Origin of the sequence: Natronorubrum sediminis, assembly GCF_900108095.1 — an archaeon.
GTDB lineage: Archaea > Halobacteriota > Halobacteria > Halobacteriales > Natrialbaceae > Natronorubrum > Natronorubrum sediminis.
In genome coordinates, this window is record NZ_FNWL01000003.1 from 281379 (window position 1) to 293818 (window position 12440).

A 12440-nucleotide genomic window follows, 5' to 3' on the forward strand; every position below is an offset into this window, starting at 1 on the left:
AAGATGAGGCCACAGTCGAACAGACAACCGGGCGAAACATCTTTTTAGGTGCCAATGGATTGTTGCGAAAGAATGCCACACTTACAGCCAGCACACGTGCTCGAGGAGTTCGCATCGTTCCTGCAGAACGATGTCAGAGCGGAGATCGACGACGAGTTCGTCGACGGACAGGTGGGATCGATGTCGAGTACGATGCGATATCTTTCACGACAACTGCGGCAGAAACACGAGATAACGGTTCGACAACGCGATTCGCTGCTCGAGGGACTCGCGGCCATCGAACAAGACTGCGACGACCCAGCAGTCGTCGAATCGGTTGCGGCCGCCCAGGAACGAATCGAGAGGACGCCTGCAGAAGAGAGCACCGAACTGGAAACCGTCCTCGTTTCGACGTGCAACGACGTCCTCGAGACGATCGACGCGGAACTCGAGGGCGACGACGCCGGGTCAGCGCGGGAGCCGCTGTACGACTTCTTGCGGGTCCGCGTCGAGGGCCAACTCGAGATGCTCGGACGTGATGCACCATGACACTCGAGGTCGACGACATCACGGGCGAACTCGCAGCGTATCTCTCGGGTCGGTTGGCCGACGACGACGTGACGGTGACCGACCTCGAGCGCCACACGGAGGGATGGTCCCGACAAACGATGTCGTTCACGGCTACCTGGACGGACGACGGCACCGAGCGATCGAAGCGACTCGTCGCACGCGTCGATCCGAGCTACGAGGAGGATCGAACGTTCGATTATCGCAACGATATCCAGACCGAGTTCGAGACGATGCAGTCGGTGTACGAAGCCGACGTCGACGTTCCCGTTCCGGAGACGCACTGGTTCGAAGCCGATCAATCGGTGCTCGGTGGTCCGTTTTTCCTGGTCGGCCACCGACACGGGACGGCGCCAGTCACTTGGAATCCGCGGGACCGCCAGTCACTGTACGACTCCTGGGATCGCGAGGGTAAGCCTTTGCCGAACCACTTCGTCGACGTCATCGCGAACATCCACGAACTCGATGGCGACGACGTCCCCTGTCTCGAGACGAAAGACCCCCAGACGGTCGTCGACGAGACGCTCGCGTTGCAGCGACGAAGTTTCGAGGAGATGAACCTCGTCAACGAACCGGCGGTGAACGAAGTCATCAGTTGGCTCGAGGCGAACAAGCCAGCGGTTCCCGAAACGACGCTCGTTCACGGCGATTTACGCGTTGGAAATATGTTACTCCACGAGGAGTCGATCTCCGCCGTACTCGACTGGGAAATGTCGGCCATCAGCGACCCGATGTTCGATCTGGCCTACTGCTCGCTGAAGTATTTCGCCGGAAAACTCGTCGATCCGATCGAGCGACCGAACCTGGCGGGTTCGATCGTCGACCGCGAGTGGTTCTACGACGAGTACGAGAAGCGAACCGGCCGGACGGTCGACCCGGAACGCCTGCGCTACTGGCAGGTTTTCGGTGCGTTCCGAATGATGAACAGCGGTGTCAGCGGTGCCTACCGATACCACACTGGTGAGAGTGACGACGTTCGAACTGCGTGGTTCCAGTACATCATTCCCGGGCTGATCGAGGATATGCTCGATCTGATCGAAGCCGATCGAACCTGAGTCGAGTCGGTATTCTCGGTTCGCTGGCTGATCGTGTCTCGGTCATTTAGTCGTCGCTTTTGAGCAACGTTGCTCTCCTCGGAGTATCGGTCGCGTCACAACAGCTATTCCGGATGATGTCAATTGACACCATATGAGCGGCTTGACAGTCGGCCATGTGGCACGGCGAAACGCGCGGAAGTTTCCGGATCAAGAAGCCACGATCTATCGTTCCGACGGACGACGGGTCAGTGCGTACACCTACGAGGAGTTCGAAACGCGCGTGAATCGTGTTGCAAACGGCCTCTCGACTCTCGGTATCGGTGCCGGGGATACGGTCGCCTTGTACATGAAGAACAACGTCGAGACCCTCGAGTGTTTCGTCGGCGCGATGATGATCGGTGCGCGGCCGGTCGCGGTCAACCACCGATTCAAGGGATCGGAGGTGCGCTACGTCCTCGACGATAGCGGCCCCACGGTCGCGATACTCGATTCGTTCGGTGCGGAGACGATTTCCGAGATCCACGACGACCCCCTCGTTCCGGTCGAGACGTTTCTCTACGTCGGCGAGCAGCCACCGCAGTTCACCACACCGTACGAACAATTTCTCGAGGACGCGTCGGACGCCGCTATCGACATCGTTCCGGACCGTCGCGACCAGGCCGCGCTCATGTACACGAGCGGGACGACCGGCCGACCGAAGGGCTGTCGCTTCACCCACGACACCCTCCTGACCCTTGCGACCGATGGCGTCTACGAAGGTGACCACCTCGAGCCCGGCAATCGCCACCTCATCGTCACGCCGTTGTTTCACGTCGGCGCGTTCGTGCCCTTCGTCACCAACCTCTACGTCGGCGGGACGACGGTGGTCACCGACGGCTTCGATCCGGAGCGCGTCCTGCAACTGCTCGAGGACGAGTCGATCAACTCCTCGTACTTCGTGCCGACTCAGAGTCGGCAGCTCCTGTCGGTCGACAATGTCGACGCGTACGACCTCTCGGCGCTCGAGAGCTACGGAACCGGCGCTGCGCCGTCGGGCGCGGAACTCAAACGCGACGTCATGAAGACCTTCGAGACGGACCTCGTTGAGAGCTTCGGACAGACCGAAGCGTTAGCGACCCGCCTCCCGCCCGAGCGGACGATCGAGAAGGCCGACAGCGTCGGCCGTCCATCGTTGAACCTCGAGATGAAGGTCGTCGACGATGACGGAAATCGCCTTCCCCCCGGTGAAGTCGGTCGCGCGGCGTACAGCGGCCCCACCGTCTTCGACGGCTACCACAACATGCCCGAGAAGACCGACGAGGTATTCGACGACGGCTGGTTCGTCTCGGACGACCGCATCGAGCGAGACGAAGAGGGGTTCGTCTACTTCGTCGGGCGAGCGGACGACATGATCGTTTCCGGCGGTGAGAACATCCATCCGGCTGAGATCGAGGAAGTCATCCACGAACACCCGTCCGTCGACGAGGTTGCGGTGATCGGCGTCCCCGACGAGACGTGGGGCGAACGGGTGAAGGCGGTCGTCGTTCCGGACGCCGATGCGACGGAACTCCAAGCGGCGGATATTATCTCTCACGTCGAAGAACGGATTGCCGGCTACAAGAAGCCTCGAGCGGTCGAATTCCGGTCCGAACTCCCGCGGAATCCGACCGGAAAGGTACTCAAAACGGAACTCGAGTGATCGGTCGGGAGTGGGTCTCCTCCGCGGCGTTCAGATGAAGTCGAAGAGATGGCCGGCGACGCGACGTTTTTGAATTTCTTCGGAACCCTCCGTGATGCGGTAGCGCCGGTGATGGCGATAGATATGTTCGAACGGCTTGTGCCGACTGTATCCGACGCCACCGTGGACCTGCATCGCGCGGTCTGCTGCTCGACAGACGAGGTCGTTCGCCTTGTAGTTACACATCGCGACGAGTTGGCTGATCGAGGATCCCGACTCGGTCACCATCTCGCCTTCGTCGTCCAGGAGGCGGGCCGTCTTTCTGATCGTATTACGGAGCATCTCCGCTTCCGTGTGCAGTTCCGCGAGCGGGAACTGGATGGCCTGTCGCGTCGAGAGCGGTTTCCCCCACGTTTCCCGTTCGTTCGCGTAATCGACGGCCTCGTCGATACAGAACTGCGCGGCACCGAGACTCGCCGCGGCCTGTCGAATGCGGTTTTCGTGGACGAAAAACTGCGCGATGTGGAGCCCTTGTCCTTCCTCGCCGAGGATCGCCGAATCCGGCACTCGAGCGTCGTCGATCGACACTTCGGCGTGGTCGGTCGGCATGTTGAACGTCCACCAGAAGTAGTCGACCTCGAATCCGTCGGTGTCTGTCGGCACCAAAAACGCTGTGATACCGTCGGAATCACCGTCCTCGCCGCTGGTCCGGGCGAACACGAGGTCGTACTCTGCGGCGTGCATCCCGCTGTTCCAGCGCTTCGCGCCGTTGATGACCCACTCGTCGCCGTCTTTCTCGGCGGTCGTATCCATCCACGTCGCGTCGCTACCGTGGTCGGGTTCGGTGAGTCCGAAGGCGACACCCGTCTCGCCGGCGATGACGTCCTCGATCATCGCCTGTTGTTCGTCAGTTCCGAAGCGAAGTAGAATCTGGGGGAATACGGTATTGCCGACGACCGACGCCTCGTTCTGGAGGACGTTGTGCAAGCCGATCCCCTTGTTGGCCAGGTGCTCCCGAATCACTGCCATCGCGAAGTTCGAGCCGTCGTCACCGCCGACCGCCTCGGGGAGCGCGAACCGGAAGAATCCCGCCTCGTCCGCGCGCTCTCGCATCTCCTGGAGGAGTTCTACCCACTCTTCGTCGGGTTCACCACCCGACTCCCAGTCGGTACGCGCATGTTCCCGACGTTCGTCGAAGTACTGGATGTGTTCTTCCTCGAGTGGTTCGATTTCGGTTTCGATGAATTCGTCGAGGTCGTCTATGTATGATTGTAGCTCTTCGGATGGGCTAATCTCCATGTCGACCAACTTATCCGTACACTACCAAAAAATTACGCTTCTTCTCAATTTGTGTAGTCTCCACGGTCTGCTGTAACGTTTTACTAGGACACCCACAGAACGGTTCGCGGTTGGGCCTGAAATGATATACCGCAGCCCAGTAGAGGCCGGAACCGATGGACACCAGCCCGTTAGGGGGTGGCACCGACGCAGGCCATTCGCGCGATACGAGAGATTTTATGCATGTATCTGAATGGTAGTGATCGAGGTATCCAAGGATGTCCGACGACCAGACTGATTACTTCGACCGACTCGTTGATCTCGACGCCCTCGAGGCGTTTTTGGCAGCCCATCTCGGCTCGGCCGACGTCTTCGAGGTCGACCGCCACCCGGGAGGCCATTCGAACGAGACGCTCTTCGTCACGTGGGACGACCGAAATCTCGTTGTTCGTCGTCCTCCACCAGGCGAGACGGCTGATACGGCACACGATGTGATTCGTAAATACACGGTTCTCGAAGCGCTTCAGGCGACCCACGTTCCCGTCCCGACGACGGTCGTCGCGACCGAAGACCACGACATCATTGGCTCTGATTTCTACGTGATGGAGAAACGGGAGGGAGTCGTCATCCGCGACGACGAACCCGATCAGTTCGCTACGCCGACGGATCGAACGCGGTTGGGAACCGAGATGATCGACACGCTCGCTGCGATTCACACTGTCGACTACGAGACGGTCGGACTCGAGGAATTTGGCCGTCCAGACGGATTTACGCAGCGACAGGTCGACCGCTGGGAACAGCAATACGAGTGGGCGTTCGAGGTGACGGCCGAGGCACGCGAGATTCCTGCGGTTCACGAACTAACCGAGTGGTTACAGGCAAACGTCCCATCGGATCATCCACACACGCTGGTTCACGGCGACTACAAGCTCGATAACGTGATGTTCGGGCCGGCCGGGGAACGCAACGCATCCTCGAACGAGCGATCGAGTGATGCCCGCGAGCAACCGCCGGAACTCGAGGCCGTGCTCGACTGGGAGATGTCGACGATCGGTGACCCGTTTACCGATCTCGGCTGGCTCCTCTCGTACTGGCCCGACGAGGACGATGCCACGACGAAAGTCGGCACCGCCGGCGACGCCGAGTATCTGCTCCGAGAGGGGTATCACTCGCGAGCGGAACTCGTCGAGCGCTACGAGCAAGCGACCGGCTATCGCTTCGAGAACGATCGCTTCTATCGCGCGTTGGCCTACTACAAACTGGGCGGGATCGGCGAGATGTTCTTTCGTCGCCACCTCGAGGGCAACGCCGACGACGACCACTATCCAATCATGGAAGAGCGGGTTCCAGAAATGGCTCGACGGGCACTGCAAATTATCGACGGTGAGGGCTAACACGACGGGCACGTCGATCCGCCACTGGCTGACTCGCGGCGTTCTCGAACTACCACTTCCCTCTACATCTCGTCCGATCCCGCTGCAGATCGTTCCCAACGAACCCGATCCCGCTGCAGATCGTTCCCAACGAACGACCGGTATCGCGTCTCAACGGGGTTCCGTCGCGAGCAATTAGTGGTTCTTAGACCACCATCCCAACGTCAGCGGCGCTGTTTTTCAGACCACTATCCCAACGCGGCGCTGTTTTCGAGAGGTGGGACAGTGTACACGGACAAACGTTACCTCCCGAGGTGGAAACGTGTTACAGAATAACAGTAGCTGCCGACGAGTTTGCAGTCGAATCAGCCGTCTCCAATTCCGGTCTGCGAACGCTCGAGACGATAGTTGCATCTCCTATTGGCGTCACCCTGCCATCACGTCGTTGACCCGCTCCGTAATCTCATCCAGGTTCGAAATCATCGAGTCCCAGTCGATCCAGAGGAGGTCGTCAGGATCCTCGACGTACTCGAATAGTTCAGTCAACTCGTCTGACGGATCTTCCATGGCCATCGGGTAGTTGTGGCTGGTGCTCAACTCGACGGCTCTATCTGGCTCGTAGAGCCAGTCCAGGAGGTCGTAGACGTGTTCTTGGTTCTCGCTCTCTTGAGTTATCACGAAGTAGTTCGTGTGGGCGACTGCGCCTTCGTCGGGGATGACGTACTCAGTGTCCATCCCTTCCTCGTTTAACACCTGCACACGCCCGCCCCACGCCGAGGACGCGTAGGCCTGTTCCTCTCGCATCCACTGCATGAATTGGTCACCGGCGTCCCAGTAATTGAAGACGTACTCGTTCTGTTCTTCCATCTCATCGAAGACGTCTTCGAACATATCCTCGTCTTCGAAGACTTCGCCGACGTCGTACTCGAGCGCAGCACAACAGTTCCCGAACCGAGTCGGCGGTGATCCGAACAGCGCGACGTGACCCGCGAGATCGTCGTCTTTGAGATCGTCCCAGGACGTAATCTCGTCGACGTGTTCTTGGTTGTAGCCGATCCCTTGAGAGGACATGTAGTAGAATATCGCGTCGTCTTCTCCATCGATCGGTGGCGCCTCCTTCCACTGGTCCTGGACGTTTTCCTCGTAGTTTGGAATCTCGCCAGTATCGATTTCGTCGAACAGTTCGCCGTCGTGTTCGAGTCGCTCTAACGCCAGTCCGAACTGCGCCGGGTTCGTAAAGTCGAACTCACCTGGATTTTCCGCGATGAGATTGATCATCTCGGTGTCGTCGGCCGCTTCCTGGTGTTGGACATCGATTCCACTGTCCTCGCTCCACTCTTCGAACATCTCTCGCTCGGCATCTTGAGTCGTCCCACCGCGACTAATGTATCTAAGCGTGTCATCGTCACCACCCATACAGCCGGCAAGGCCAATCCCTGAAACTACCGCACCCGTTTGCAGGACCCGTCGTCGAGTCGTTCCCCGCCCGTCGTCGGAACCCTGTCTCTTGTTAATCTGTGTCATCGTATTCTCTTCTTTGGGGGACCATAATAAATAATTTGGATGATTTACGGGTGAATCTCTCGGGTAATTAGAATAGGTCACTAAAAGCGGTCGTCGCCTCCGAACACAGCACGTGACTCACGATAAAAGCGGTCGTCGCCTCCGAACACAGCACGTAACTCACGACCGCAATTGAACCCTCTTCGGAGTGACTTCCGACCAACGACGTTCAGTTTAAGGAAGTATTCCTCGGCGGTACTATTATCTTTCTACCTGTCGTTAGTCTGCTCGAACGTGACAGACCTCAAAATCGACACAGCAGTGAAAGGATTATCGACTGAATCAGCCGACCTTGCGGCCCAAGCCGAATCGTTTGGCTTCGATGGAGTGTTCACACCAGAGACCGACGAAGATCCGTTCCTCCCCCTTCCCCTCGTCGCCGACCAGACTACCGATATCGAGATCGGTACCCGAATCGCGACGTCCTTCACTCGGTCGCCGATGGTTCTTGCCTACCAGGCGTGGGACTTACAGCGATTCACCGATGGTCGGATGATCCTCGGGCTCGGTACGCAAGTCAAAGGACACAACGAACGCCGGTTTTCTGTTGATTTCGAGTGGGAGAGCCCAGGTTCGCGGCTCCGCGAGGAGGTTATCGCACTCAAACATATCTTCGATGTCTTCCAGGGCAACGAAGACGAACTCGATTTCGACGGCGAGTTCTTCCAGTTCTCGCTTATGACCGACGAGTTCAATCCCGGCCCGCTCGAGGCTGGTCCTCCGGACATTTGGGTTGCCGGCGTCAGCGAATACATGCTCAAGATGGCCGGTGACGTGTCGGACGGGCTCTGTATGCACGCGTTTAACACGCCGAAGTACACCGAAGAGGTCATCGTCCCAACGGTCGAGGAGGGCGCCGAAATCGGTGGCCGCGACCCCAACGACGTGACGCTTTCTGCGAGCCCGTTCCTCATTACGGGCGAGACCGAGGAACGACGCGCCGAAATGCGTCAGGAGGCAAAACAGCGCATCGCCTTCTACGGATCGACCAGAACCTACCACGACGTCCTCGAGCTACACGGCTGGAAAGACGTCGGAATGGAATTACACGAACTCTCGAAGGAAGGGAAGTGGGACGAGATGACGGAACTGGTGACCGACGAGATGGTTGCAGCATTTGCGATCGAAGCCGAGCCGGATACGCTTGCGGAGAAAATCGAGGAGAAATACGGTGGTGTTGCCGACCGAATCCAGCTGTCTTTCGACGGGAGCGAGTATTGGAGTGACGTCCTCGAGGAGCTCAAGGACGATTGAGTACCGATCGCTGTTCATCCTCTATCGTCATCCGAAATCGGTGAGTGTTCCTCAATAGCATAGATTTACAAATGCGTATATTGATCATGTGGTATGGAGTACCACGACTCCGAAACAGCACAGGAGGTAGCGGCGCGTGTCGAATCGTTCATGGACGAACAAGTGATTCCTCGCGAGCGCGAGGCACTTCGCAGCGGTGAACCGGTCAGCGAGGCGGAGATCGAGGAGTTCTGGGGGATGGCGAAAGAACGCAATCTCTTTGCACCGCAGATGCCCGAGGAGTACGGCGGACAGGGACTCGACTTCCAGGACATGCTACCGTCGTTCGAACAGGTTGGTCGATCGCTCCTCGGCGCGCTTTCGATCCGAGCCAATGCACCGCACGAGGGGAACATGCACACCCTGGAATTGGTCGGGACGGAAGCGCAGAAAGAAGAGTGGCTTCGCCCGCTCGTTCAGGGTGAAATCTCGTCTGCGTTTTCGATGACCGAACCGATGGGAGGCGGCGGATCGGATCCGAAAATGTTGCAGACGACCGCGCAGAAGGACGGCGACGAGTGGGTCATCAACGGCCACAAATGGTGGACGTCCGACGGTGCTGACGCGGATTTTCTCCTGGTAATGGCTCGAACCGACCTCGACGCCCACCCCTACGAGGGAACCTCGATCATCCTCGTCCCGACAGACACGGACGGCGTGAACGTGGTTCGAAACGTCGGCCACCTCGGCGGTCACGGGATCACCGAGCGAACTGGCGGCCACGCGGAAGTGAAATACGAGAACGTTCGCGTTCCCGTCGAGAACACGGTCGGCGAAGAGGGAGCGGGCTTCAGAGTCGCGCAGATGCGCTTGGGTGGCGGCCGACTCACGCACTGCATGCGCTACTCCGGGATGGCCGAGCGCTCGCTCGAGATCGCAAAAGCATACATCAGCGAACGCGAGGGCTTCGGATCGACGCTTTCGGACAAGCAGGCGCTTCGCCACCGGATCGCCGACGCGGAGACACGCTTACACGCTGCACGGGCAACATCACGCCACGCCGCCCGCGAACTCGATCGCAGCGACGCCCGCATCGAAGTCGCGATGGCCAAGAACTTCACTGCGAACGTTACGAACGAGATCATCGACCTCGCGATCCAGTGTTGTGGTGCGAATGGGATCGGAAAGGATCTGCCGTTAGCCCACTTCTACGAGAACGTCCGCCCGTTCCGGATCGTCGACGGTGCCGACGAGGTTCACCGCCGCTCGATCGCTCGCTGGGCGTTCGACGACGTCGACGAAACGGAGATCGAGAACGTCCTCCGATTCGATGAGAAGCGGCGCGTGGACGCTCTCGACGAGTGAGAGCGGCCATCTGATCTGAACCAGAAATACAATACTCTACCAACGAAACCCATTCACAGCTATGAACGAGTGTAACAACTTCAACGTCGAGCAGACGGAGGCTGGTATCGCGTACCTCTCGATCGAGAGCGAGTCGGCGATGAACTCGCTGAACGACGGCATGACCGAAGAGCTACTGTGGCTCGGAACGGAACTCAACGAGGACGACGACGTCCGCTGTATCGTTCTGCGCGGATCCGACGGTGTATTCTGTGCCGGCGGAAATATCTCCTCGTTCGAGGAAAACTCGAGTGCAACGTCCCAGATCCGGCGTGGTGCGTCGTTCCTCAATAACGTTGTCTACCAGCTAAAACGTGGAGAAACGCCGATTATCACCGGTATCGACGGACCGGCTGTCGGCGCTGGGTTTGCCCTCGCACTGTTAGGCGACATCTCGCTTATGCACGAGGAGGCATATCTCCAGTTCGGTTACCCTGGTATCGGATTGACCGGTGACGGTTCGGCGACGTACTATCTTCCACATCTCGTCGGACTCCAAGAGGCGAAGCGAATCGCGTTGCTCAACGAGCAAATATCACCGGATGAAGCCGAAGAAATCGGTCTCGTTACGGAGGTTGCGGACAGTGATTCGTTCGACGACCGCCTCGAGGAACTCGCGACCTCGCTCGCGACGGGTCCGACCAAGGCATTGAGTTCGATCTCTCGACAGCTCGAGGAAGCGTACGCTCGACAGCTGTCCGAACAACTTGCCAGTGAAGCTACGGAAATCTCGGAGGCGACGAGGACCGAAGATTACGCAGAAGGTGTGAGCGCGTTCAAGGAGAAACGAGACCCCGACTTCGTCGGCCATTAATCGGGCTCTGATTTCTCACACATCCGTCTATTTTTCGTCGCGCCTCGACGCTCAACTGGCTGAGACCTGAGAGACGAGATTACTCGGTTTTAATCTCGTCCCAGCTTTGCTCAATTTCGTCCAGATGCTCGAAGACGAGTTGGAAATCCATCCAGAGTAATTCGTCGGGATCCTCGACGTACTCGAGGAGTTCCGTGAGCTCTTCGGGTGGGTCCTCGAGCGGTGTTGGATACTTGTAATTGAGCGAGTGCTGAACCGCATGTTCCGGTTCGTAGTACCAATTCAGGAAGTCGTAGACGTGTTCTTTGTTGTCGCTCTCCTCGGCGACCGCCATGAAACTCGAAAACGATGGGGCCCCTTCCTCCGGGATCGTATAGTCAACTGGGTACCCGTCTTCTTGAAGCTGCTCGATTCGGCCACCCCACGCCGTACTAAGGGCCGCCTGTTCTTCTTGGAGGTACCGCATGAACTCGTCACCACTAGCCCAGTACGTCGTCACTAACTCGTGGTGGTCGCGTAACTGGTCGTAGACTTCCTCGCGGAGGTCTTCGTCGTCGAGCGCCTCGTTGACGTCTAATCCGGCGTGTGCTGCGCCGACACCGAATCGAGCGTACGCGATGTCAGAAAAGACGACGTGGCCATCGTATTCTGACTCGAGTGCGATATCCCACGAGGTTGGCTCTTCTTCGACCATCTCGGTACTGTACGCGAGTCCGTGCGTAGAGATATGGTATGCGATTCCATCGTCGTGTCCGTCGATGGGTGGTGCCGATTGCCACTCGTCTTGGACGTGTTCCTCGTAGTTTGGAATCTCACCGTAGTCGATATCGGCGAGGAGTTCACCGTCGTGTTGGCCACGAGCGAGACCGAGTCCCGAGGCGGCGAAATTGGTGAAGTCGATCGATCCAGGATTCTCTGCGATCATCTGGATCATCTCTTGGTCGCTCGGTGCTTCCTGATGTTCGACGGTGATATCGCTTTCTGCCGTCCACTCTTCCATAATCTCTCGTTCGGCTTCTTGGGTCGATCCGCCGCGTGAGAGAAACGTGATCGTGTCGTCGCTCCCACCGAGACAGCCCGCTATGGTGAGTCCAGCGACAGCAGCGCCCGTTTGTAGTACACGCCGTCTGGATCGAGACTGACCCGCGTTGTCACTATCCATGTGCCCTGGTGCCACATCAACAGATAAAACGCTTTGCCCAACTGCTGCCATCGTATCCGGTCTGCAGTGGGGGCCCCGACTCGAGTTGGCAGGATTTTCTTCTGGCCAGAATTGCAGAGACGCCCTGTGTACCACACGAATTGGACTCCAGAACACAGAATATTTCTTAGGTATAGTGGAATATGTGAAACATAATGTTTAATACTGGGGGCGGGATTTCACTGAAATATGTGTACTGGTATCGTGGCCCATTTATCGTTGCGTCGGTCGTTTTTTGGACCACCATTCGATGGAACGGGCCTACTGACGTTGATCGGTACACATGGGGTGACCGTATCGCTCGGCGACAATCAACATTGAGATCGGGCTCTAA

At 58.2% G+C, this 12440-nt stretch carries 10 protein-coding genes; 7 read left to right on the top strand and 3 right to left on the bottom strand.

Features of this window, described 5'->3' with window-relative positions:
* Positions 1-72 precede the first annotated feature (72 nt).
* From BLW62_RS15010 to BLW62_RS15020, 3 genes are all read left to right on the top strand, one after another.
* On the top strand, positions 73-528 hold the full coding sequence (locus BLW62_RS15010) for a hypothetical protein (protein ID WP_090507843.1): 456 nt from the start codon (positions 73-75) through the stop codon (positions 526-528).
* Positions 525-1601, top strand: a complete 1077-nt coding sequence (locus tag BLW62_RS15015) for a phosphotransferase family protein (RefSeq protein ID WP_090507844.1) — start codon at positions 525-527, stop codon at positions 1599-1601. Before BLW62_RS15010 ends, BLW62_RS15015 begins: the two co-directional genes overlap by 4 nt.
* Positions 1602-1734: 133 nt before the next feature.
* Entirely contained in the window at positions 1735-3261 is a 1527-nt protein-coding gene (locus BLW62_RS15020) for a class I adenylate-forming enzyme family protein (protein ID WP_090507845.1), read from the top strand.
* Positions 3262-3291: 30 nt separating this feature from the next.
* Here the strand turns inward: BLW62_RS15020 and BLW62_RS15025 are convergent, their stop codons facing one another.
* Entirely contained in the window at positions 3292-4539 is a 1248-nt protein-coding gene (locus BLW62_RS15025) for an acyl-CoA dehydrogenase family protein (RefSeq protein ID WP_090507846.1), read from the bottom strand.
* A gap of 257 nt (positions 4540-4796) precedes the next feature.
* Between BLW62_RS15025 and BLW62_RS15030 the strand changes: the two genes are divergently transcribed.
* A complete protein-coding gene (locus BLW62_RS15030) occupies positions 4797-5912 on the top strand; it encodes a phosphotransferase family protein (protein WP_090507847.1) in 1116 nt (371 codons plus the stop codon).
* A 405-nt stretch (positions 5913-6317) separates the two neighbouring features.
* Here the strand turns inward: BLW62_RS15030 and BLW62_RS15035 are convergent, their stop codons facing one another.
* Positions 6318-7415 (bottom strand): ABC transporter substrate-binding protein, encoded by a 1098-nt coding sequence (locus BLW62_RS15035; RefSeq protein ID WP_090507848.1) that lies wholly within the window; start codon positions 7413-7415, stop codon positions 6318-6320.
* Between the two features lie 273 nt (positions 7416-7688).
* Between BLW62_RS15035 and BLW62_RS15040 the strand changes: the two genes are divergently transcribed.
* The 3 genes from BLW62_RS15040 (at position 7689) to BLW62_RS15050 (ending at position 10905) form a co-directional block, all read left to right on the top strand.
* Positions 7689-8708, top strand: coding sequence for a TIGR03617 family F420-dependent LLM class oxidoreductase (locus BLW62_RS15040; protein ID WP_090507849.1), 1020 nt, complete (start codon positions 7689-7691; stop codon positions 8706-8708).
* Positions 8709-8801: 93 nt separating this feature from the next.
* Positions 8802-10052, top strand: coding sequence for an acyl-CoA dehydrogenase family protein (locus BLW62_RS15045; RefSeq protein ID WP_090507850.1), 1251 nt, complete (start codon positions 8802-8804; stop codon positions 10050-10052).
* Positions 10053-10113: 61 nt separating this feature from the next.
* On the top strand, positions 10114-10905 hold the full coding sequence (locus BLW62_RS15050; RefSeq protein ID WP_090507851.1) for an enoyl-CoA hydratase/isomerase family protein: 792 nt from the start codon (positions 10114-10116) through the stop codon (positions 10903-10905).
* Positions 10906-10984: 79 nt separating this feature from the next.
* Here the strand turns inward: BLW62_RS15050 and BLW62_RS15055 are convergent, their stop codons facing one another.
* A complete protein-coding gene (locus tag BLW62_RS15055; protein ID WP_090507852.1) occupies positions 10985-12067 on the bottom strand; it encodes an ABC transporter substrate-binding protein in 1083 nt (360 codons plus the stop codon).
* Between the last annotated feature and the right edge of the window lie 373 nt (positions 12068-12440).